Raw genomic sequence first — 23139 nt, forward strand, 5'->3', positions numbered from 1 at the left:
AATGAAAGTAATTCTTCTGGAAGATGTTAAATCCCTGGGTAAAAAGGGACAGATCGTAAATGTAAGTGACGGATATGCAAGAAACATGATCCTGCCAAAAAAGCTTGGTGTTGAAGCTACATCCAAGAATCTCAATGACCTGAAACTCCGTAAGGCAAATGAAGAAAAGGTTGCACAGGAAAACCTGGACGCTGCCAAGGCATTTGCAGAGGAGCTTTCCACAAAGGAGGTTATCCTTACTCTGAAGGTAGGTGAAGGCGGAAGAACATTCGGTTCTGTATCCTCAAAAGAAATCTCAGAGGCAGCCAAAAAACAGCTGAATCTTGATATCGATAAGAAAAAGCTCCAGCTGGAGAATCCGATCCGTAACCTGGGTGTTACCAATGTTCCGGTACGACTTCATCCGAAGGTAACCGGAAGTCTCAAAGTCTGGGTAAAAGAGGCGTAATCAATGGAAGAAGCACTGATCAAGAGGATTCTGCCTCACAGTATTGAGGCAGAGCAGTCAGTGATCGGATCCATGATCCTGGATCGTGATGCGATCCTGGTGGCTTCCGAGATCCTGACCAGTGATGATTTTTATCAAAAACAATATGGTATCATTTTTGATGCCATGGTGGAGCTCTGTAATGAGGGACAGCCGGTAGATCTGATCACTCTGCAGAATCGTCTCAAGGAGAAAGAGCTTCCGCCGGACATCAGCAGTATGGAATATGTCCGTGATCTGATCGCAGCAGTTCCTACATCAGCCAATGTGAAATACTATGCCAATATCGTAAGCGAAAAGGCAGTTCTCCGGCGGCTGATACGGACTACGGAAGAAGTTGCCAATGCCTGTTATCTGGAAAAGGACAGTACGGAAACCATACTTGAGGAATCCGAGAAAAAGCTGTTTAATATTTTGCAGAGAACAAATGGTAGCGATTATGTGCCGATCCAGCAGGTTGTGTTGAATGCAGTCAGCAATATTGAGAAGGCTTCCAAGCTGAAGGGCTCCGTTACCGGGATCCCGACCGGATTTGTGGATCTGGATTATAAGACTTCCGGTATGCACGCGTCCGATCTTGTACTGATCGCAGCTCGACCTTCCATGGGAAAAACTGCCTTTGTATTGAATATTGCCCAGTATATGGCGTTTCGTAAAGATGTGACCGTGGCTATTTTCAGTCTGGAGATGTCCAAGGAGCAGCTGGTAAACCGTCTTCTTGCTATGGAATCTCACGTGGATTCCCAGAATCTCCGTACCGGAAATCTGAAAGATGAGGACTGGACGAAGCTGGTAGAAGGAGCGGATATTATCGGTGGCTCCAATCTTATTATTGATGATACACCTGGAATCTCCATTGCGGAGCTTCGTTCCAAATGCAGAAAATATAAGCTTGAGCATAATCTGGGGATCATCATGATCGATTATCTTCAGCTGATGAGCGGAAGTGGAAAATCAGATTCCAGACAGCAGGAAATTTCAGATATTTCACGATCGCTGAAAGCGTTGGCAAGAGAGATCGATGTACCGGTAATTGCGTTATCACAGCTTAGCCGTGCAGTGGAACAGAGACCGGATCACAGGCCGATGCTTTCGGATCTTCGAGAGTCCGGAGCTATTGAGCAGGATGCGGATGTGGTCATGTTTATCTATCGAGATGATTATTATCACAAAGATACCGAGAAGAAAGACATTGCGGAAATTATCATAGCCAAGCAGAGAAACGGTCCTATCGGAACTGTGGAGCTGGTATGGCTGCCGAGATATACCCAGTTTGTAAATATGAAAAAATAGAGCCGTGCAGACGGTAAATGAAAGGCTGTCAGGATGAAAGCTTATAGTTATCCTGATGGCCTTTTGTATTTTTGTCTGTGTGATCGTGGAGTTCGGGATGCTATGGATATAGGCAAAGAGTCATATTTGGTAAAATTATGTCAACCGATTATTCTTGCTATTTCCTGATCTCAGGGGTTATACTGTAGACAGCAGCAGTGAATCTCTATATAAGGGGGCGTTCACAATGGAAAAAAGATATACAGTCAGACAGGCCGTAACACTGACCGGAGTGAAATCTTATGTTCTGCGTTACTGGGAGGAAGAACTGGAGCTTCGGATCGGACGCAATGAACTGGGACATCGCTATTATACACCGTTTGATATCCAGCTTTTTCTTAAAATAAATGAGCTGAAAAGTAAAGGACTTCAGTTGAAAGCAATCCGTACACTGATCCCACCGGAGGTAAGAAAGACAGATACACCGGATTTTTCAGAATCTGATATCAGGATCCTGGATGGAGAAGCTGTTGAGCTTGAAGATATCCCAATGAAAAAAACGGGATCTGAAAAGGAGTTCATGGAAAAAACAGAATCCGGGAATACAGAGAAGTGCGGAGCAGATAACGATAAGATACTGGAGTTTCAGGAAATCATGGAACGCCTGATCCGTGAGGAAATGCAGAGAAAGAAAGAAGGAGAGTACAGGTGTCGTTCTCTGGATGAAGCGATCCGCAGGCAGCAGCAGGCAAGAAGAGAAGCGGCAGCTTCCTGTGAGGGAAAAAAGAATAAAAAAAACAGAAAAGGCTGCCGGTAAACCGGCAGCCTCACTCATTATAGCAGCTTATCAAGCTAATGATGCATTACTCAGCAGAGATAGCACCAACTGGACAGGCCTCAGCGCATGTTCCGCAGTCAACACAAGCGTCTGCGTCGATTACATAATGCTCGTCTCCCTGAGAAATAGCCTCGTTCGGGCACTCACCCTCACATGTTCCACAGCTAACGCACTCGTCAGAAATTACATATGCCATAATTGATATCCTCCTTTTAAATTGTGTATTGTATGTATCCCCTACCAGGGATTCTATTCCCATTCTAATATATCTGCATAAAGAATACAAGTATAAATTTATAAACAAAACTGAAAATTCGTAACCCGTTGATTCCATTCCGGATTCGTATTATAATAGCAGAACGGAATGAAATATTTCGATAAAACAGTAAAGGAGAATACAATCATGGCAAAAGTTACAAAGAGCATGCTGATCGGAGAACTGCTCACTGTAGACCCGAATATCGCACCGATCCTGATGAGAGCAGGAATGCATTGTCTTGGCTGCCCGTCTTCACAGATGGAATCTCTGGAAGAAGCAGCAATGGTCCATGGCCTGGACGCAGATGTCCTCGTAGCTCAGATCAATGATTTTCTTGGTGAGTAATAAACAGAAGCTTTTTTGCTGAAACAAAAGGACCGCTGTCGGGAAATGCAGATCATATGGATCGCATTCCGACAGCGGTTTGTTTGTCTGTAGGATATTTGGTTTGTCAGATATTCAGAAGCTTCTGAAGTGCATGATCAGCAATCAGTGCACAGTGCTCTCTGAGGTAGGCTTCACCGGCTGGTGTGAATGCGCGGCCGATGCCATACTCGGAAAGGATATTGCAGACCTTGTTAAATTCTTCAGGTGTACAGTCTGACTGATGAAGTACCAGCTGATAGACACCGTCTTCTCCTTCACGATAGAGAGTATTATCACCGGTAAAGAAACCATTCATACCATGAGATGCGGCAATAACATCATCCAGCCCCGGGAAAGAGTACAGGCGTATAAGCTTTACAGAACTCTCAGCCGGCTGCTGTGATGCATCCGGAGTTTCTGTTGCCTGAGAGGCGGAAGTTTCCGCCCTTTTTTCTTCCGGTTTCTGTGAAAGAGCCTTAAGCTTGGATTCACAGAGCTTCTGGAAGATATCGATGATATTGTCAGCGCCATCGATCTCTACGGTATCGGAAGGTTTGTTGCCCTTGAAGGGTGCAAATTTGGAAAAACGTGTATCCAGTTCTTCAGGATCTTCCACTTTAGTGATAATGAGGATAATACTTTCGGCATTGACAGGAATAGCCTCGATCATCAGAGGAATATTATCTGCTTCAAAACCAAATTGTATCTGTGCCTGCTGCATCATATCACGAAAGAGACGTTTGGCTTTTTCGGTACCGTATGCAAGTTCGCTGATACGGATCTGATGACTGTCCAGATCTTCTTTCGTCAGGGTACAGCGGATCTGATTTTCATTGATTTTTTCTATTTTCATATGATCACATCCTATAGGTAAATAAATTTAATCTTTTACATACTGTATTATATAACAGTTATACACAAGATGTAAAGATGTAGAAACCGGAGAAAAAAGAAAATTTCTGATTCTTTTATAAAAGACTTGCATCTGAAGGGAAATCAGGTATAATGAAAAGCAGAAAAGCTGTTTCCTCCCGGAAGCAAGAAGACAGTAACGATAACTTAAAGTCATATTTTTCTGAAGATAAGGATTCTGTGTGAAATTCATCGGCGAGTCTGTCGGTACACAGAGAAATTCCCCCCCATTTTATTATTTATATTTTATTACAAGTATCATCCTAACAGGGAAGTTGCAGCTTTTCGAGAACCATTGCTGGTGTTTTCTGAAAATCTAACCAGGAAAGGAGGTCGGGATACGCCAAATATATCACAGGAAAAAAAGAAATCCGCAAAACCCCTTCGAAGGGAGCTGGAGCTTTATCGTGAGAACGGAGTTTCTCTTTATCTCAATGGAGCACCAAGCACTCCGAAAAAAATCGCAAAAGCCTGTCAGATTGCGGAAAACGGGGTCTATATGCGGGATTATACGGAAGATGAAGACGGCCATATCGCCTGTGTAAGCTTTGATCTTATTCGCAAAGAATGACCGTACATAAGAAAAAACGGTTCCCCGGATAACGATCATCCCCTGCACTCATGCATACCATGCGGGGAACCGAAATTCTAAAGAAATTGTGAAAAATTATTAAAAGTCGATTTTTATAACGAAATGTAGACAAGATATGTTATAATGAAACAAATTATGACATTTTATACCGAAAGGAAAAAAACATGATAAAAAAACACATACCGGTCCTTGTGGTAGGTCTGCTGATCGTTCTGGTCGCTCTTGCCGGAGGGGCTGTTTACGGGATCAATAAGCTTATACCAAGCAGGAAACAGATGGATCTGACAGAATACTACGGACAGAATGCAGACGGTGAGGCTGCGTTGATACTTGGAACTGAGAAACTGGAAGAGAAGGCACTTATCTCAGGAGAAGATGTATATCTTCCGCTGGATGTAGTGAACGGATATTTGAATCAGAGATATTACTGGGATAGCGAAAACAAGAAGATACTGTATGCAACACCATCCAGTCTCACAGAGGAACCGGCTTCAGATAAGGCAGACGGAAACGTGTGGCTGAAGGATGACACGGTTTATCTGAAACTGGATTATGTAAAAAAGTATACAGATATCGATTCTTATATAGAGCAGGATCCTGCAAGGGTTGCGATACAGTACAAATTTACCAATGTGGAGACCGTGACCACGAAGAAAGATACCGTGATCCGTTACCGGGGCGGGATCAAGGCGCCGATCCTTTCCAAACTGGCGAAGAATACAGTTCTCCGGCTGATGAATGAAGGAGAGGACTGGGATCAGGTGGCAACCGATGACGGTTACATCGGTTATATTCAGAAGAAAAAAGTAAGTGCTGTGGATACAACGGATTATGAAAGGGATTTTAAAACAGAGTCCTATACATATCTTACCATGGATGAGCCGGTGAACCTGGCATGGCACCAGGTTACCAGCACAGATGCAAACAGCTATTTCGCAGATGCGGTACAGAATATGACAGGCGTGAATGTGATCTCTCCAACCTGGTTTTCTGTAACAGATAACTCCGGAAATATTTCAAGTCTTGCATCTGGGGAGTATGTGATGCAGGCACATGAAAAAGGATTGAAGGTATGGGGACTGGTGGATAATTTTAATGAGAACATGAGTACCACAGAAGTTCTTTCAAAAACCAGTTCAAGGCAGAATCTGGAGAATCAGCTGATCACTTATGCACTGAAAGCAGGACTGGATGGAATCAATGTTGACTTTGAATCTTTGAGCGAAGGAATAGGAATCCATTTCCTTCAGTTTTTAAGAGAGCTTTCTATCCAGTGTCACGCCAATAATTTGGTACTGTCTGTAGATAATCCGGTTCCGGAAGATTTTACCAGTCATTATGACCGTGCGGAGCAGGGCAAGGTTGTGGATTATGTGATCATTATGGGTTATGATGAGCATTACGTAGGCTCCGATGCCGGTTCTGTGGCATCTTTGCCATGGGTAGAACAGGGGGTTAAGGATACGCTTTCAGAAGTAGCGGCTCAACGGACGATCCTTGCGATTCCGTTCTACACAAGGCTCTGGAAGACTACAGATGGCGGTGCACTGACAAGTGAGGCCATCGGTATGGATCAGGCACAGCAGACGATCAGTGATAACGGAGCAGAAACATACTGGGACAAGAAGACAAGTCAGAATTATGGAACCTATGAAGGGGAAGGTGCCACATACCAGATCTGGCTGGAGGACTCTAAGTCTATTGCGGAAAAGGTTAAACTGATCAAAAAATACAAACTGGCAGGTGTGGCAGAGTGGAAGCTTGGATTCGAGAACAGCGGGATCTGGAGCGTGATCACAGAAAACCTGTCATAAACAGAAGAAAACATTGTGATCTTCACAATGCTAAAAACACTCCCGGCAACATATATTAAAATAAATATGCCGGAGGTGTTTTGTGTTGAAAAAACATTTCATAGAATTGGCAATGGCAGTTCTTATGCTGGTCTGTTTTTATATTCTGTCATGGGAAGCGGCAGAAACTGCAGGCAGACTTATAGATGTATCCGGAAATATAAAAGCAGATCAGGTGATCCTGGTGGATGCCGGTCATGGCGGTGTGGATTCCGGAATGGTGGGAATCGGTGGACTGAAGGAAAAAGGGATCAATCTGGATATTGCCATGAAGCTAAAAACGATCCTGGAAAAAAAAGGCCTTGCCGTAGTAATGACCCGGGAAGAAGATAAAGGTCTTTATGAAAATAGTACAAAAAATATGAAAGCACAGGATCTGCAGAATCGTATTGAACAGATCCGGAAATATGAACCGGTGCTTTCTGTGAGTATCCACCAGAACAGCTACAGTGATCCCGGAGTAAAAGGTCCGCAGGTATTTTATTATGAGGATTCGGAAGGCGGAAAAGAACTGGCACTTGCGATCCAGGAAAACATGAACCGGAAGCTTTCCATTGCACGGCCGCGGGTGGCAAAAGAAAACAGAACCTATTATCTTCTGAAGAGAAGTCCGGGTGTGATCAATATCGTAGAATGTGGATTTCTTACAAATCCGGAGGAAGCCGCCCTGCTTCAGACAGAGAAGTATCAGAGAAAGGTAGCAGAGGCTGTGGCTGATGGAATCGTTACATATCTGAAAAAACAGAAGGAAAACGAAAATAATTGAAAAAAATGTGAATAGCCTTTTCATAGGAAGGTGATTCTGCTATACTTTACGTGAATTAAGGAGAATCCTATGCTTGGAATCATTTATCTTATATTATGTATGTTAACAGGAATGGAAATGGCAGGATGTCTGTTTCCGCGTCAAACAACTGAAAGAGGAAACAGGATATGGGTGGTCCTGCCGGCAGCGTTTGGGATGGGAATTCTGATGCTGACCTGGGCAGTCTATATTCTTTCCTGGATGTTCAGCATATGCGCGGGGGCAGAGCATCCTCTTTTTTATGGAAATCTGATCGTATTTCTGGTAGATATCCTGCTGCTTTCGGGAATCTTCCGGTGGAAAAAGAAAAAACAGCAAAAAATGTTTGTGATATCTGAACGGATGATCAGCAGAAAATGGATCCTGAAAAAAGAGCTTCTGCTTTTTGGCATTTTGACGGTTTTTGTGACCTGGATGATGTTTTACGTTTTCCATATGAAAGACGGCATTCTGTACTCCGGCTTTTCGGTATACGGAGATTATGCACCCCACACGGCAATGATGCGATCTTTTTCAAGGGGAAATAATTTTCCTACCCAGTATCCGCATTATGGCGGGCAGGATGTGAAATATCATTTTATGTTCCAGTTCCTTGTGGGAAATCTGGAGTATCTGGGCCTTCGTCTTGATCTGGGATATAATCTGGTAAGCATCCTGTCTCTGGCGGGATTTCTTATGGTGCTTTACGGGATCAGCTACCGGATGTTCAAAAGCTTCTGGGCAGGGGCAGCTGCCATTGTTTTCTTTTTTTTCCGCAGCGGAACAGCGTTCTGGCGTTATCTGTGGGAACATCTTCAGGCGAGGGACCTTGTACGGACTTTGGAAGAAAATACGGCGTTTATCGGTTATACTACCAATGAAAACTGGGGATTATGGAATTTCAATGTATATCTGAACCAGCGTCATCTGGCTTTCGGCCTTCTGATGGCAGCTGTAGCGGTATGGACCTTTATGGATTGGGTGGAAGCCGGATGCAGTCACAAGGAGCAGGGCTTTTTGTGGGTCCGTAACCGTTTTTTTACAAAAAAAGCCTGGATCTGCAGAAATGTGGATACGGCGATCCTTCTGGGACTGTTTCTGGGATTAACTGCCTTCTGGAACGGAGCTGCGCTGATTGGCGGACTTCTGATTCTTGCCGGACTGGCAGTGTTTTCTGATGGTAAGCTGGATTATGTGATCTGTGCCGGATTGGCGGTGTTTTTTTCGGAACTGCAGTCGAAGATCTTTGTGTCGGGAAGTGTTATGAGTCCATCCTTTTACTGGGGCTTTCTGGCAGACAATAAAAGCATTTCCGGTGTACTCTGGTATCTGGTGGAGATCAGTGGATTTTTCTTTGTGGGAATGATCGTGGCAGCAGTATTTTTGAAGAGAGGTCAGCGGGCAGTGCTGATGGGCTGTTTGCTTCCAATGGCATTTGCATTTCTGGTATCTCTGACTCCGGACATCAATGTCAATCATAAATATGTGATGATTTCCTATGCCTTTGTGACAGTTTTCTGGGGATGGATCGTAAGATGTGTTTTCCTTGCAGGGAAAAACAGCTGGAAGAAATGGGCCGGTCGCGCAGCGGCAGCATTCCTTTGTATCTGCCTTAGTGCAACGGGGATCTATGATTACGTGATCATCTTAAGAGACAACGATTCCGCACACAGGATGACTGTAAATATGGAAAGCAGCCTGACGGACTGGCTCAGTGCAAATCTTAAGAAAAATGATCTTCTGCTGACACCGGAATATACCATGAACGAGGTCACCATGTCCGGTGCCATGTTGTATTGCGGATGGCCTTATTATGCATGGTCTGCAGGGTACGATACGGGCTATCGTGCCGGCCAGGCAGTGCTCATGTATACCACGGATGATCCGGAGCTACTGAAAGCTGCCGTAAAACAGGAAAAGATTACATATATCCTGTTTGAGAAAGATATGGAATTTGAACAGCAGGAATGTCGTGAGGATATCATCAGGGAGACGTATCCACTGGTGTATACCTCAGAGGATGGGAGAATAAGAATCTATGAAACATGACAGCTTATATATCATTATGCCGGCATATAATGAAGAAAAAAATATCGGGACCGTGATCGAGCAATGGTATCCGGTAGTGGAGAGGATCGGCGGGGACAGCCGCCTGGTGATCCTGAATGATGGCAGCAAAGATGCTACCTACAAAAAAATACAGAATTATCAGAAAAATTATGACCGTCTTATAGGAATCGATAAACCGAATGAAGGACATGGAGGAACAATACTCAGGGGATATCGTTACGCAGTAGAAAAAGGTGCCGATTATATTTTTCAGACGGATTCAGACGGCCAGACACTTCCGGAGGAATTCTGGCAGTTCTGGGAAAAACGTCAAAAGTGCGGGCTTCTTATCGGTTACCGGCAGAAGAGAGAGGATGGGTTTTCCAGGATTTTTGTGACAAGAATACTGCGGCTTGTGCTTTTCCTTATTTTTGGAACCTGGGTAAAAGATGCAAATACGCCATATCGGCTGATGGATGGAAAACAGCTCGCCAAAGTACTGAAGCGTATCCCAGGCGGATTTTTCCTTTCTAACGTGCTGATGACCGTGATCTATGAAAAACATCATCTTTATGTGGAATATATCCCCATCACATTCCGACCGAGACAGGCCGGAAAAAATTCTATCAACATGAAACGGATCATAAAGATCGGAAGACAGGCATTTGCGGACTTTATCCGTCTGCGGGGCAGGATCTGATACAGGAGGGACAGAAGGATGAAAAAAAAGATCAGAGAATTATTTCCGGAGCTGACTGCAGCAGTGCTCCTGACAGTACTTTCTGCGTATCTCCTGGGAGGAGATGTATGGACATTCTGGACCTGGTGGCTGCTTGCACTGTTCATGGGAATGGTGGCAATGCCGGTCACAGGAAGGCTTTTTGGTGGTTTTGAAGACCGGGGATGGCTTTTTTCAAAGGTACTTGCCATTGCAGTTACCGGATTTCTCACCTGGCTTCTGGTAGCGGTGGAAATCCTTTCTTTTACAGCAGCAGTGTGTGTAGGAGTATCTGTGGCTGTTGGCATTTTATGTGCTGTACTTTTTCATGTTCAGCTGAAGCATGGCATTGAATGTTATCCGTCAGGAAAGATGCAGCTGATCTTTCGGGAGGAGCTTCTGTTTTTTGGGATCTTTCTGCTGTGGACTTATCTGGCAGGATTCCGGCCACAGGCATACGGAACAGAGAAATTTATGGATTATGGCTTCATGGAGGCCATGATGCGGAGCAAAACTCTTCCTGCACGTGATCTCTGGTATTCACAGGGAACCATCAATTATTACTATGGCGGGCAGTATTTTTCAGTATTTCTTACGAAGCTTACAGGAAGCAGAGTGGAAGTGACTTATAATCTGATGCGTACCTTTGTGGCAGCGTTTGCCTTTGTGTATCCGTTTTCCCTGGTCCGTCAGATGACGAAGGACAGGCTGTATGGACGACTGGATGGAAAGAAGAAATATATTCCTTCACTGGCAGGAGTTACTGCAGGTATTGCAGTATCTATCGCGGGAAATGTACATTATATCGTCTACCGTTGTGTACTGCCGCTGATCCGGAAGATACAGGGAGTGGCAGAAACAGCCAGCTACTGGTTCCCGGATGCAACTCGTTACATAGGGTATAATCCGGTGAATGACAGTGATAAGACCATACATGAATTCCCATGCTATTCCTTTGTTCTGGGAGATCTTCATGCCCATGTGGTAAATGTGATGTTTGTGACATTTCTGGTGGGAATGCTCTATGCATGGCTGAAAATGATCCGAAAAAGAGGGCCTGAGCCTGAAAAACAGGAACGCAGTGTTTTCTGGCTGAGACAGCTTCTGATGCCGCACATCCTTCTGGCGTCAGTTTTTCTTGGCATGTTCCAGTGGACCAATTACTGGGATTTTGTGATCTATTTTGTAGTGACCGGTGGAGTTGTCCTGATCGCAAATATCATACGATTTGAGGGAAAGATAATCAGGATCCTGGCAGTGACGATCGTACAGGCAGTGGAGATCATAGGTCTCTCTTATCTGGTGATCCTGCCCTTTACATTGAAATTTGATACGATGGTACAGGGGGTGGCACTGGCACAGCATCATTCACTGTGGTATCAGCTTCTGATCCTCTGGGGACTTCCGATGCTCCTTACTGTTTTGCTGATCCTGTCTGTCATCACAGAAAAAATGAGGGGACTGAAGCATAAAAATCTTTACAGGCTGCTGGAGGCGATCACAGTTCCGGATCTTTTTGCAGTGATCATGGGCTTATGTGCTATCGGACTGGTTTTGATCCCGGAGCTTGTATATGTGCGGGATATTTATGAAAATGGAAATGCCAGAGCCAATACTATGTTTAAGCTGACGTATCAGGCATATATCCTTTTCGGAATGACAATGGGATATGGGATTTATCGTATGCTGGTGATATCCAGACAGAAGATCATCCGGATCCTTTCAGGTGTGGGGCTTTTTGTACTGCTCTGGACCGTGGGCTATTTCGGAAATGCCGTGCATTCCTGGTTTGGGGATGTCTGGAAGGTTTCGGAGTATCAGGGACTGGATGCAACTACATTTCTTGAGCAGGATTTTCCTCAGGATGCGTCGGCAATCCGCTGGCTGAAGCAGAATATCAAGGGCTCTCCTGTGGTGCTCGAGGCTAACGGGGACAGCTATACCGGATATGAGAGAGTTTCTGCATCTACGGGGCTTCCGACCGTACTGGGATGGTATGTGCATGAATGGCTCTGGAGAAATAATGTACCTGACCTCAATGAAAAAAGTGCGGACATCCAGACTATTTATACATCTACAGATGCAGAGACGGTAAAAAAACTGATCAGCCGTTATGATATTTCCTATATCTTTGTAGGAGGACAGGAAAAAGAAAAATACGGAACAGAGCTTAATGACAGTGTTCTTCAGAGTCTGGGAAGCATTGTCTTTGAAGATGATATGTCAGGAACCTACATTGTGAAAGTGGAGCAGGATTGACATTTTTTCCATAATAACGCTATAATGTAACTATTATGTAGCTATCTGTTAACGGATATGCTCAGCAGGAGATTTCTGCTGAGCAGTATACAGAAAAAAGTGACAGTTGCAGGATGGCAGCAGAGAGGAGGATATTATGAACAGAATCGACAGACTTTATATGGAAATGATCCATTATTATCAGGGGGATCCGAAGCATATCCAGCATTTTGTGAAGGTGCATGATCTTTCAAGGCTGATCGGCCAGGGTGAGGGGCTGGATGAAGATACGATGTATGTTCTGGAAGCTGCGGCTCTCGTTCATGATATCGGGCTCAAAGTCGGTATGGAAAAATACGGACGCTCTGATGGAAAGACGCAGGAAGCAGAAGGTCCGGCAGCTGCCAGAGAGATGCTTACCGCACTGGGCTTTCAGGAGAGGGTGATCCGCAGAGTGGAATATCTGGTAGGACATCATCATACCTATAAGGATATTGACGGGCTGGATTATCAGATCCTTGTGGAAGCTGATTTTCTGGTTAATTATTTTGAAGATGGACTGGATAAAGAACATATAAATAAAAGTGCAGAGAAGATCTTTAAAACAGAAACAGGTAAAAAAATAGTAAAAGACATGTTTTTCCCGGAGACTTTTCAGAAATCCGAAACCTGGGCACAGGATGCCCTTCAGGATCTGGAAGATTTTATTGAAGAGCAGGGGATTTATATCAGACAGTAAATGGAGCGTAAAATGAAAGCAGAAATAGCAGTTATGACAGCGGAGAATATAGACAGAAAGGCAATTGCCAGAGGTGGCGAGATCCTGAAAAACGGCGGGCTTGTGGCATTTCCCACAGAGACTGTATACGGTCTTGGAGGAAATGCCCTGGATCCGAAAGCATCGATGAAGATCTATGCAGCCAAGGGAAGACCTTCGGACAATCCGCTGATCGTACATATCGCAGATATCCGTGACCTGGATAAGATCGTTACGGAGGTTCCTGAAAAAGCCAGAGTACTGGCTGAGAAATACTGGCCGGGTCCGCTGACAATGATCCTTCCCAAGGCAGATATCGTGCCAAAAGAAACAACCGGAGGACTGGACAGTGTGGCAGTACGTTTTCCAAGTGATCCTATCGCACAGGAGCTGATCCTTGCGGCTGGCGGATATGTGGCAGCGCCAAGTGCCAATACTTCCGGAAGACCAAGTCCTACGACAGCGGGACATGTGGCAGAGGATCTGGGAGAAGCCATTGATATGATCATTGATGGAGGACAGGTAAATATCGGTCTGGAATCTACGATCGTAGATTTTACAGAAAACATACCGGTAGTCCTGCGGCCGGGATATATTTCCCTGGAAATGCTCCGGGAAACACTTGGAGATGTAAGGATGGATAAGGGACTGATCAAAACGGACAGCAAGGTCCATCCAAAAGCACCGGGAATGAAATACCGTCATTATGCACCAAAGGCAGATCTTGCCATTGTGGAGGGGGCCACAGAGGGTGTGATCGCGGAGATCGAAAAAAGAGCCGGAGAGGCTGAGAAGAAGGGACTGACTGTGGGGATCATCGCAACAGATGAAACAAAAGGCCGATATTCACATGGAATCGTAAAGAGTATCGGAAGCCGGGAGCAGGAAGAAACGATCGCGCATCATCTGTACGAGGTTCTGCGTGATTTTGACAGCTGTAATGTAAGTGCCATTTATTCAGAGGCATTTTTTACACCAAGAATGGGACAGGCGATCATGAACCGCTTACTGAAAGCGGCTGGTCATAAAATTATCAACGTTGAGGAGGAGAAAGAAAATGATAGCACTGGGATGTGATCATGGCGGCTATGAGCTGATGCAGGAGGTAAAGAAGCATCTGGAAGAGAGAGGGCTGGAGTACAAAGATTTTGGATGCAATGGTCCGGAATCTGTAGACTATCCTGTTTATGGAAAGAAAGTAGCACAGGCGATCGTGGACGGTGAGTGTGAGAAAGGAATCCTGATCTGCGGAACAGGTATCGGAATTTCCATCACTGCTAATAAATTCAAGGGAATCCGTGCTGCACTTTGTACAGATTGCTTTACTGCAGAGGCAACAAGACTTCATAACGATGCCAACATTCTGGCCATGGGCGGTCGTGTAGTAGGACCGGGACTTGCTCTGAAGATCGTGGATACATTCCTGGATACACCATTTTCCGGGGATGAGCGTCATATCAGAAGGATCAACATGATCGAGGATTGATCGATCAGTAAGAAACCAATAGAAAAAGAGGATTCTGTATGGATAAAAAAGGACAGAAACGACAGGGATATCTTTCCTGGGATGAGTATTTTATGGGTGTTGCCATGCTTTCCGGTATGCGTTCCAAGGACCCGCATTCACAGGTTGGTGCCTGTATCGTAAGTGAAGATAACAAGATCCTGTCAATGGGGTACAATGGATTTCCAAAGGGATGCTCCGATGATGAGTTTCCCTGGGGAAGAGAAGGAGATCCGCTGGATACCAAATATCTTTATGTGACACACAGTGAGCTCAATGCCATCCTGAACTACCGGGGAGGAAGTCTGGAAGGTGCCAAGCTTTATGTGTCCCTGTTTCCCTGCAACGAATGTGCCAAGGCTATTATCCAGGCAGGGATCAGGACTATCGTATACGACTGTGATAAATATGCAGATACTCCGTCGGTGATCGCATCCAAAAAAATGCTGGATGCAGCCGGAGTCCGGTATTATAAATATAACCGGACAGACCGTGAGATCACCATTAAAGTGTAAAAGAGAACAAAAATAAGAGAAAAACAGCAGCCTGGCTCCTGATCCATCATATCATCAGGGCTTCCGCTGCTGTTTTTTATGAATGGTTAAGAATGTGCTTCGGAATGAGAATCTTCCGGTGCGGATAAGGCTGTGGGAGAGATCTTCTGTGGAAAACTTAAGCAGACTTTGAAAAGGTCACCGTCCAGATAAAGTTTAAAGGTGCCACCTTGAAGCTGGGTAAGGCTCTGTGCGATGGATAATCCAAGTCCGCTGCCTTCTGTATTTCTGGCAACATCGCCGCGGATGAAACGTTCGGTCAGTTCTTCAGCCGGAATGTTCAGAGGCTGTGCGGAAATATTTTTCAGGGTAAAGATGACTTGATCTTTTTCCAGAAGAACTTCTGCATAGACCCTTGTGTTCTCCATGGCATATTTCAGAATATTGCCGAAAAGATTTTCAAGGATACGCCACATCCGCCTGCCATCGGCATAGATCATGGCAGGAGAATCAGGCAGATGTGTCATCAGGGTCAGATGTCTGTTTTCCATCCGTTCTTCGAATTCACCCATCACCTGGTAAAGCATTTCCACAAAGTTCAGTTCCGTCATTTCCAGAGAAAGATTTCCGGTACTGGCTTTGGAAGCTTCCACTACATCTTCGGTCAGACTTTTCAGACGATGTGCCTTTGAGTCCAGGATCTCAAGATATTTCAGTGCTTCCGGATCTTTGAGGTTCAGCCTTTTCAGCAGATCAATGTAATTGATGATGGAAGTCAGCGGCGTTTTCAGATCATGGGAGACATTGGTGATCAATTCGGTTTTCATACGCTCATCTTTGAGGCTTTTTTCCACGGCAGCGTCCAGCCCGTCACCAATGCGGTTGATATACTGTGCCATTGCTTTCTGATCACCACGGAGTTCCTTTTCCGGGATCTTGTAAGTGAGCTCTCCATCGGTGATCCGTTTCAGGCCATCAAGGAGGAGTTCCCGTCCAAGAGCAATTTTGTAGACACAGAAAAGCGCACCCAGATCCAGAAGGAATAGAAGCAAAAACATCAGGAACCATCCATCCGATGCCGCGAGCAGGGCACTGAAGAAAAATTCAAGGAATAGAAATACGCCAAGTCCCACTACCATACGTATTCTGCTGATGGTATTCCTGGAGAAAAAATCGATCAGTTTACCGGCTTTACAAAGACACAGACGGGGAAGCTTCAGGCATTTGCGAAGCAAGCTGTTTTTCCACAGGGTGCGAGCTTTGATCCTGCGGATCAGGCTTAAATAGCCGATCCAGAACAGGCACGTGATCAGGAAAATCGTGATACCCAGGATGATCAGGGAGGAGACAAGGTTATAGGTGCAAGCTTGCATGCTCAGTCCTGCGGTCAATACACCAAGTGCCGGGATACACACGAGTCCGGCTGCTGCTTCCGTATAGATTCTGTCAAAAAAGTTCAGTTCTGGCTGAGCCGTGTCTGTATTACCGCTATCGGAATTTCTTCTTCCGGTGTGGACAGTAAGCCAGATAAAATCTATGATAAAGAGCAGAAAACTGATCATGGTGATCACAGCAGCCGGGATAAATAAAGTACGATAAGTCAGGAAATGCTGTCTGTCAGTTTTAATGGAATCCTGTACAGGAAGGCTGGTATCATCGATCCAGGCAAGAAAACTGCAGTTTTCATCGTATGTGGAGTTTCGAAGGAGATCGATCCAGCTTCCTACAGAAGAGTTTGCAGCAGCGGAAAGGTTCAGATTCATAAGACCATTCCGGGCATTTTTCTCATCTGTGGCAGCTTCGTTGACACTTAGGAACACGTAAGGCTTTTTGTCTGAAAAACCGGAAATATCAGCCAGGTCGGAAGTATAGGCTGCATCTGTATTTGTGAAGATTTTCTGTGAGGTGTTATCCGTATAGGCATAATGGATATTGGAATTATCACTGCTGTACTCATCCAGTGTCTGAGCAGCTTCTGTCCAGCTGGAAAAAAGATCCCGGGCATTATCCAGCTGCTCAAAGGCATCGTTCAGGTTCCCTTTGAAATTCCTGGTTTTGGATGAGGTGGAATTCATGTAATCCAGGAGACTGTCGTAACCTTCCGGTGCACAGGGGATATCAAGGATCGGAGTGAGCATATCTGCTACGTCTGTGTAAACCACGTTTCCGTTTTTGTCTGTAATGTTTTTCAGAGGTTCCTGTGACTGGATGCCGCCGTCTGCATATTCGGCGTTCAGAGCGGAAAGAATCCTCTCAGTCCAGTCTTTCTGGGAAATTCCCTCGTGTTTCAGGGCACCGGAGTTGGCATTTAGCTGCAGGGTTCCGTCTTCCAGAGCTTTTTTGAAATCGGAATAGTACATATATTTTATTTCACCATCCGGGGTGGTAAGGCCCAGGACGATCCAGTCATCATTGGAATGGATACTCTGTGAGCTCCATTCCTTAAGATCATTGAAGGAATAGGCTAGTCCGGAGGTGTTTTTGAAGGAGAGGGAATCTCCGTTATAAAGCTCTCCGAGATCAATGTATGCATCTTCGTTTGTTTTATCCAGGATTTCTCTGGCTGAGATTCCGGACAGGATCGTGGAAGCTTTTGAGTAAAAGCTGTCAGCAAAAGCAGAGGTCTGGAAATAATCCTTTGTTTTAAGATCCTCGGCAGAGTCCATCCGGATACCTGCCTGGATCACCAGTGCCGCTGAAAAGACCATGATCAGAGGCAGGATAAGGGCAAGGACAAGAGCAGGAATGCGCATAAATGAACGTTTTTTTTCCGTATGTTTATTTTTATTCATAATACCCCTTTCTGAAGCACAGATACTTCATGGCCGGCTGGCTCACCGGCTCAGTTTTTCGATTTTATAACCCAGGCCCCAGACAACTTTCAGATAGCGGGGATCCCTGGGGTTGATTTCAATCTTTTCGCGAATGTGACGGACGTGGACGGCTACCGTGTTATCCGCGGCCAGAGCATCTTCATTCCAGATGCTCTCGTAGATCTGTGTGGTGGAAAAAACACGTCCGGGATTTTTCATGAGAAGAAGCAGGATATTATATTCGATGGGCGTCATCCGTACCGCTTCTCCATCTACCAGCACCTCTTTTTTGTCATCGTTTACCGTAAGACCTCCGGTTGTGTAGATGTGTTCTGATGCTGCCGGTGCAGCGGAGCCAAGCTGTGTGTACCGGCGCAGCTGGGATTTTACCCTGGCGATCAGCTCCAGAGGATTGAAAGGTTTGGTGATATAGTCATCTGCACCGATGTTAAGGCCAAGGATTTTGTCCGTGTCTTCAGATTTTGCGGACAGGATGATGATGGGCAGAGGATTGCTTTCCCGGATCTTGACCGTTGCCCGGATCCCGTCGAGACGGGGCATCATCACATCGATGATCAGCAGATCTACAGTTTCGCTGTTCAGGATATCCAGCGCTTCCTGTCCGTCATAGGCTTTCAGAATGTGATAACCTTCCTGCGTAAGATAGATTTCGATAGCTTCCACGATGTCTTTGTCGTCATCGCAAACAAGTATGTTAGCCACTTTTTTGTACCTCCCTGATGTTATTAGAATAGCAGCCGGAAATTAAGACGAAAGGGGTAAATTCTTAAGATTCCATGAAATCCATTGTACTATATTAAGGATATAGTGTAAACAGAGAAAGCCTTGTTGGCAGCAGACGTGATGTGCTAAACTGGTACTAGATAACAGAAAATAACGATAGTGGAAGAAAGATCAGGAGAAAAGTGAAAGTGGAGAATGAAAATAAAATCAGCAGTATGGCAGGGAGCGTGCACTGTACGGAAGAAATTATGTCAGCTTGTGCTCTTTGTCCAAGAGAATGCCTGGCAGACCGGAGTGCAGGGAAAAAAGGCTTCTGTGGCATGGATGAGAGAATTTATCTGGCAAGGGCTGCACTTCATATGTGGGAGGAACCCTGTATCTCCGGAACAAAAGGCTCCGGGACAGTGTTCTTTTCCGGGTGCGGGCTGCGCTGCTGTTTCTGCCAGAATCATGATATTGCTATGGGGAGCAGGGGACGGGCTGTAAGTGTGGAACGGCTTGGAGAGATTTTTCTGGAACTGAAGGAAAAAGGAGCTGCAAACATCAATCTGGTAACAGGGGCACACTATGTACCACAGATCATAGAGGCACTGGATATGGCCCGGAGGAAGGGTCTGGATATTCCGGTGGTGTATAATTCCAGCGGGTACGAAAAAACAGAAACCCTGAAGCTTCTGGAAGGATATGTGGACATTTATCTTCCGGATCTGAAATATCTGGATCCGGAGCTTGCACAGAAATTTTCTCATGCGCCGGATTATGTGCAGGCTGCAAAGGCTGCAATTGGAGAGATGGTGCGTCAGACCGGGAAATGTGAGTTTGGAGAGGATGGATACATCCGGAAAGGAACCATTGTCCGTCATCTGATCCTGCCGGGACATACAGGAAATTCCATAAAGGCTCTGAGGTATCTTCATGAAACCTATGGGGAAGATATTTATATCAGTATTATGAATCAGTATACGCCGGTGAGAAGATTTGTGGAATTTAAGGAATTAAACCGGAAAGTTACAAAAAGAGAGTATGAAAAAGTTCTGGATGCTGCTGTGGATATGGGGATTCAGAATGGATTTATCCAGGAAGGAGAAACTGCTTCAGAAAGCTTTATTCCGGATTTCGATTATGAGGGAGTGGAAAAAAATACTCCATAAATGGAAGGAGGCCGGTACTTTCGTACCGGCGCGTATGAAAAAGAAAAATATTATAGAAAGTTCATCACCTTCTATGACTTATAATATACAGTAAAAATGTGAAGAAAGTGTGTCTAACATTTGAAATAAATGTGAAAAGAACAATTTATGCCACAAACATAGTAAAATATGACGAATATTTATCAGAATTTCTTCCAGGTTTCACGAAGGAAAAGGATCAGGATCGGAAATAGCTCCAGTCGGCCGGCCAGCATATCGAAAGAAAGGACCAGCTTGGACAGCGGAGAAAAGATCCCGAAGTTTCCGGTAGGACCGATCAGGGAAAGACCGGGACCCACATTGTTTAAAGTGGTGACTACGGCTGTGAAATTTGTTACAAGATCAAATTCATCAAAACTGATGATAAAGATAGATGCAGCCACGATCATCAGATAAACGATCATATAAATATTGGTGGCACGCATAACTTCGTGAGACACCGCTTTTCCGTCCATTTTGATCTTTTTTACTGCATTGGGATGCAGATAAAGATGCAGTTCCTTGCGGACGGATTTTGCAAGAAGCAGAAGACGGGAAATCTTGATTCCGCCGCCTGTACTGCCGGAACAGGCACCACAGAAGGTAAGCAGTACCAGAATCGTTCTGGATACCGCAGGCCACTGGTTAAAATCCGTAGTGGCATAACCGGTGGTGGTGATAATAGAACCAACCTGGAAAAATGCCTGTTGAAGTGCTTCCCACACATTGTCAAACAGATGTCGGACATTGAATGTGATCATCAGGGCAGAAGCGATGATCACAAAGAAGTAGCAGCGGACCTCTTCAGATTTCAATGCCTGAGAAAACTTCCTGGTGAGAAGAAGAAAATAGACATTGAAGTTAACGCCAAACAGGATCATAAAGATAGTGATGACGATCTGAATATATAAGCTGTAACTTCCCATACTGTCGGATTTGATTCCGAACCCACCGGTTCCGGCAGTTCCAAATGCTGCACAGAGACTGTCGTAAAGAGGCATCCCCCCAAGAAGCAGGAGGATGATCAGTGCAACAGTGAGTGCAATGTAGATCTTGTACAGGATCTTGGCAGTTGACTGGACTTTTGGAAGAAGCTTTCCTACGGAAGGACCGGGGCTTTCTGCCTTCATAAGGTTCATATGATAGCCACCTGCCAGGGGCAGCAGTGTCAGGATAAATACCAGAACCCCCATACCGCCGATCCAGTGGGAAAAGCATCTCCAGATGTTGATGCAGTAAGACATCTGTGTTGGATCAGAAAGGATACTGGAACCGGTTGTGGTAAAACCGGAAACGATCTCAAAAAAAGCATCGATCGGATCGGGGATAGCTCCGCTTAGTACAAAAGGCACAGCGCCGACAATACTGAGAACGATCCAGCTTAAGGCAGTGGTAACAAGACCTTCACGGGCATAGAATGCTTTTTTGGAGGGCTTGCGGCTGACCAGAGGAACACCGATGGTCAGACATGCCAGGATCGTGATCAGGAAGGCAATACCGGATTTTTCGCGGTAGATAAGGGCAGTGATGCCGGGAACCAGCATACAGACAGCCTCCACATTCATGATCCATCCCAGGATATAAATAATAATCGAATAATTCATTTGTCAGTACCTCTATTTTTCAAGTATATCTGTGATGTCGCGAAGCCCCTTGTGAGTGGTTACGATGATCACGGTATCTCCCACCTGGATCATATCCTGACCACGGGGAATGCGGATGCGGCCGTTGCGGTTCAGGCATCCCACCAGAAGATTTTTGCGGAGATTCAACTCTGCAAGAGGGATATAAGTTACGGCAGATTCCTCACGGATCGCAAATTCCAGTGCTTCTGCATTGCCATCCAGAATATGATAAAGGGTTTCTACGTTGCTGCCGATGCTGTTCTGAGTGGCACGGACATACTGCAGGATATAATCAGCAGTGATATTTTTCGGGTAGATGACACTTCCGATATCCAGGGAGTCGATGACATCATCAAATTCCAGACGGTTGACCTTGGCAACCAGCTTGGCATCGGAGATGCTTTTGGCAAAGAGAGCAAGAAATACATTTTCCTCATCCAGATTTGTCAGAGTGACAAAGGATTCGGACTCGGAAAGTCCTTCTTCGAGAAGAAGAGAACGGTTCGTTCCGTCACCATTGATGATAGTTGCATCTGGAAGCAGTTCGCTTAAGTGCTCGCAGCGATTTTTGTTCTGCTCGATGATCTTGACACTGATCTTCATACCCAGAAGTGCATGGGCAAGATAATAGGAAATGGTTCCGCCACCTACGATGATACAGTTTTTGACCTGATTGGTCTTGAGACCGATCTTACGGAAAAATGCCGCTGCATTAAGCGGAGAGGCCAGAATGGAAACCATATCTCCGTCGTGTATAATGTGATCACCACCAGGAATGGATACATTGTCACGGCTTTCAATCGCGCAGACCAGAATATCACTTCGGAAAGCATCTGAGATCTGGGAAACGCTCATTCCGTCCAGCTTGAATTCCGGGAGAACTTTAAACTTGAGAAGTTCTACACGACCACGTGCAAAGGTGTCAATCTTGATCGCAGATGGAAAACGGAGAAGCCGTGAAATTTCCTGGGCAGCGGCAAGCTCCGGGTTAATGATCATGGTAACACCAAGACGTTCTTTGATGAATCCGATTTCTTTTTCATAAATGGGGTTACGGACGCGGGCGATGGTCTGACAGTGGTTGGCCTTCTGCGCGATCAGACAGCAGAGAAGGTTCAGCTCGTCAGAAGCGGTAACTGCGATCAGGATATCTGCAGTATCAACACCTGCCTCCATTAAAGTATTGATGCTGGCACCATTACCGACGATTCCCATAGCGTCGATATTTTCGCAGAGATCATTGATCTTGTCGGCAATAACGTCGACAAGAGTGATATCAATATCCTCTGCCTGAAGCTGCTCTGCAAGATTTCTACCGACTTTTCCGCAGCCTACAATAATTACCTGCATAATTTCCTCCTTCAATAGCCGGTCAGGGATACAAATCATAAGTAAAAGCGCCCATCCGTGTAAAGATAGGCAAGGATATTATAGCACTGTATATCTGATTTTTAAACAGTAATATTTTCCTGTATATATAGAAAAAAATGGCAGAAAGATAGATATATGCGGGAGTTTGACACATTGAAATCCAAAAAAGTACTGCAAAGCCTTGAAATAGGCTTATTTTTTTGTCAAATTTTTATTTTTATTATATAGTAATATTTAGTGATATATGGTATAATAGTGACAGAGGTGATTATTGTGCGCATAACAACATCAAAA

General features: G+C 45.1%; 21 protein-coding genes. 15 read left to right on the forward strand and 6 right to left on the reverse strand.

What is annotated here, in order from left to right; all coding sequences use genetic code 11:
- The first annotated feature begins 1 nt into the window (after nucleotide 1).
- From rplI to ACTNDQ_RS07605, 3 genes are all read left to right on the forward strand, one after another.
- On the forward strand, nucleotides 2-448 hold the full coding sequence (gene rplI, locus ACTNDQ_RS07595; RefSeq protein ID WP_015527184.1) for a 50S ribosomal protein L9: 447 nt from the start codon (nucleotides 2-4) through the stop codon (nucleotides 446-448).
- A gap of 3 nt (nucleotides 449-451) precedes the next feature.
- The gene (gene dnaB, locus ACTNDQ_RS07600) at nucleotides 452-1780 is read left to right on the forward strand and encodes a replicative DNA helicase (RefSeq protein WP_015527183.1); all 1329 of its coding nucleotides are present in this window, start codon (nucleotides 452-454) and stop codon (nucleotides 1778-1780) included.
- A 226-nt stretch (nucleotides 1781-2006) separates the two neighbouring features.
- Nucleotides 2007-2576, forward strand: coding sequence for a MerR family transcriptional regulator (locus ACTNDQ_RS07605; protein WP_278795526.1), 570 nt, complete (start codon nucleotides 2007-2009; stop codon nucleotides 2574-2576).
- Nucleotides 2577-2622: 46 nt separating this feature from the next.
- Here ACTNDQ_RS07605 and ACTNDQ_RS07610 read toward each other — a convergent pair whose 3' ends face one another.
- Nucleotides 2623-2793 carry a DUF362 domain-containing protein gene (locus tag ACTNDQ_RS07610; protein ID WP_015527180.1) on the reverse strand — a complete coding sequence of 57 codons (171 nt, stop codon included), beginning with the start codon at nucleotides 2791-2793 and terminating at the stop codon, nucleotides 2623-2625.
- 207 nt (nucleotides 2794-3000) lie between these two features.
- Here ACTNDQ_RS07610 and ACTNDQ_RS07615 point away from each other — a divergent pair, with 207 nt between their 5' ends.
- On the forward strand, nucleotides 3001-3201 hold the full coding sequence (locus tag ACTNDQ_RS07615) for a DUF1858 domain-containing protein (RefSeq protein ID WP_015527179.1): 201 nt from the start codon (nucleotides 3001-3003) through the stop codon (nucleotides 3199-3201).
- Between the two features lie 106 nt (nucleotides 3202-3307).
- Here the strand turns inward: ACTNDQ_RS07615 and ACTNDQ_RS07620 are convergent, their stop codons facing one another.
- Nucleotides 3308-4075: an adaptor protein MecA gene (locus tag ACTNDQ_RS07620; RefSeq protein ID WP_441064330.1), complete on the reverse strand. Its 768-nt coding sequence runs from the start codon at nucleotides 4073-4075 to the stop codon at nucleotides 3308-3310.
- A 360-nt stretch (nucleotides 4076-4435) separates the two neighbouring features.
- On the opposite strand from ACTNDQ_RS07620, the gene ACTNDQ_RS07625 reads away from it, so the two are divergent.
- From ACTNDQ_RS07625 to ACTNDQ_RS07670, 10 genes are all read left to right on the forward strand, one after another.
- Nucleotides 4436-4705 carry a hypothetical protein gene (locus ACTNDQ_RS07625; protein WP_021651392.1) on the forward strand — a complete coding sequence of 90 codons (270 nt, stop codon included), beginning with the start codon at nucleotides 4436-4438 and terminating at the stop codon, nucleotides 4703-4705.
- Nucleotides 4706-4890: 185 nt separating this feature from the next.
- Nucleotides 4891-6540, forward strand: coding sequence for a glycosyl hydrolase family 18 protein (locus ACTNDQ_RS07630; RefSeq protein ID WP_441064331.1), 1650 nt, complete (start codon nucleotides 4891-4893; stop codon nucleotides 6538-6540).
- 82 nt (nucleotides 6541-6622) lie between these two features.
- On the forward strand, nucleotides 6623-7345 hold the full coding sequence (locus ACTNDQ_RS07635) for an N-acetylmuramoyl-L-alanine amidase (protein WP_441064332.1): 723 nt from the start codon (nucleotides 6623-6625) through the stop codon (nucleotides 7343-7345).
- 69 nt (nucleotides 7346-7414) lie between these two features.
- Nucleotides 7415-9412, forward strand: a complete 1998-nt coding sequence (locus ACTNDQ_RS07640; RefSeq protein ID WP_441064333.1) for a hypothetical protein — start codon at nucleotides 7415-7417, stop codon at nucleotides 9410-9412.
- Entirely contained in the window at nucleotides 9402-10112 is a 711-nt protein-coding gene (locus tag ACTNDQ_RS07645) for a glycosyltransferase family 2 protein (RefSeq protein WP_278795523.1), read from the forward strand. Before ACTNDQ_RS07640 ends, ACTNDQ_RS07645 begins: the two co-directional genes overlap by 11 nt.
- An 18-nt stretch (nucleotides 10113-10130) precedes the next feature.
- Nucleotides 10131-12389 (forward strand): DUF2298 domain-containing protein, encoded by a 2259-nt coding sequence (locus ACTNDQ_RS07650; RefSeq protein WP_441064334.1) that lies wholly within the window; start codon nucleotides 10131-10133, stop codon nucleotides 12387-12389.
- A gap of 136 nt (nucleotides 12390-12525) precedes the next feature.
- Nucleotides 12526-13107 carry an HD domain-containing protein gene (locus ACTNDQ_RS07655; protein ID WP_441064335.1) on the forward strand — a complete coding sequence of 194 codons (582 nt, stop codon included), beginning with the start codon at nucleotides 12526-12528 and terminating at the stop codon, nucleotides 13105-13107.
- Between the two features lie 12 nt (nucleotides 13108-13119).
- Entirely contained in the window at nucleotides 13120-14202 is a 1083-nt protein-coding gene (locus ACTNDQ_RS07660; RefSeq protein ID WP_441064336.1) for an L-threonylcarbamoyladenylate synthase, read from the forward strand.
- Nucleotides 14183-14611, forward strand: a complete 429-nt coding sequence (gene rpiB / locus ACTNDQ_RS07665; RefSeq protein ID WP_015527166.1) for a ribose 5-phosphate isomerase B — start codon at nucleotides 14183-14185, stop codon at nucleotides 14609-14611. Before ACTNDQ_RS07660 ends, rpiB begins: the two co-directional genes overlap by 20 nt.
- Nucleotides 14612-14649: 38 nt before the next feature.
- Complete coding sequence (locus ACTNDQ_RS07670) at nucleotides 14650-15144, forward strand: deoxycytidylate deaminase (RefSeq protein ID WP_015527165.1); 495 nt, start codon at nucleotides 14650-14652, stop codon at nucleotides 15142-15144.
- An 86-nt stretch (nucleotides 15145-15230) separates the two neighbouring features.
- On the opposite strand, the gene ACTNDQ_RS07675 is transcribed toward ACTNDQ_RS07670, so the two are convergent.
- Complete coding sequence (locus ACTNDQ_RS07675) at nucleotides 15231-17915, reverse strand: sensor histidine kinase (protein WP_441064337.1); 2685 nt, start codon at nucleotides 17913-17915, stop codon at nucleotides 15231-15233.
- A 42-nt stretch (nucleotides 17916-17957) separates the two neighbouring features.
- Nucleotides 17958-18659, reverse strand: coding sequence for a response regulator transcription factor (locus ACTNDQ_RS07680; protein WP_118369013.1), 702 nt, complete (start codon nucleotides 18657-18659; stop codon nucleotides 17958-17960).
- 236 nt (nucleotides 18660-18895) lie between these two features.
- Between ACTNDQ_RS07680 and ACTNDQ_RS07685 the strand changes: the two genes are divergently transcribed.
- Nucleotides 18896-19831 (forward strand): radical SAM protein, encoded by a 936-nt coding sequence (locus ACTNDQ_RS07685; RefSeq protein WP_441064340.1) that lies wholly within the window; start codon nucleotides 18896-18898, stop codon nucleotides 19829-19831.
- A gap of 182 nt (nucleotides 19832-20013) precedes the next feature.
- Here the strand turns inward: ACTNDQ_RS07685 and ACTNDQ_RS07690 are convergent, their stop codons facing one another.
- Together ACTNDQ_RS07690 and trkA are read right to left on the reverse strand one after the other, a co-directional pair.
- Complete coding sequence (locus ACTNDQ_RS07690) at nucleotides 20014-21453, reverse strand: TrkH family potassium uptake protein (RefSeq protein ID WP_441064338.1); 1440 nt, start codon at nucleotides 21451-21453, stop codon at nucleotides 20014-20016.
- 12 nt (nucleotides 21454-21465) lie between these two features.
- On the reverse strand, nucleotides 21466-22824 hold the full coding sequence (gene trkA / locus ACTNDQ_RS07695; protein ID WP_173739282.1) for a Trk system potassium transporter TrkA: 1359 nt from the start codon (nucleotides 22822-22824) through the stop codon (nucleotides 21466-21468).
- Between the last annotated feature and the right edge of the window lie 315 nt (nucleotides 22825-23139).

Origin of the sequence: Blautia massiliensis (ex Liu et al. 2021) (assembly GCF_052064225.1) — a bacterium.
Taxonomy (GTDB): domain Bacteria; phylum Bacillota; class Clostridia; order Lachnospirales; family Lachnospiraceae; genus Blautia_A; species Blautia_A fusiformis.